At 33.4% G+C, this 362-nt stretch carries 1 protein-coding gene; it reads left to right on the top strand.

The window, feature by feature from the left end; all coding sequences use genetic code 11:
• Positions 1 to 124 precede the first annotated feature (124 nt).
• Positions 125 to 362, top strand: a 238-nt coding sequence (locus LI126_RS14595; protein WP_227165654.1) for a hypothetical protein, incomplete at its 3' end; no start/stop codon positions are given.

The following is a 362-nucleotide window of genomic DNA, read 5'->3' on the forward strand; positions in this document are numbered from 1 at the left end:
CAAAAAGACCCAACCTTTGAAGAATCAAAGGTGACCCGTACCCCCAAAGTTGGAAAGGCTATAATGCCCTCTAAGTATACAGATGAAATAGAAAATTCATCTTATAATTGGAGGGCATTTAAAATTGGCTAGAAAAAAATACTTTTCACTTGAGCAAAAATTAGCGATCCTTGATGAAACTAAAAGACTCAGTCTCAACAAAGTGGCAAAATTATATCAAATAGATGCAAAAACAATTCGAGCTTGGAAATTAATTCTTAAATACCAAGGTATTCACGGTTTATCGTACAGCTACAAAAGGCATCATTACTCAGAGTCTAAGAAAAAAGCATTAGTTAAAGAATTTAATAGCTCCTCTGAAT

This window comes from Mediterraneibacter sp. 210702-DFI.5.30, assembly GCF_020560115.1.
In the GTDB taxonomy this organism is placed as follows: Bacteria; Bacillota; Clostridia; order Lachnospirales; family Lachnospiraceae; genus Mediterraneibacter; species Mediterraneibacter faecis.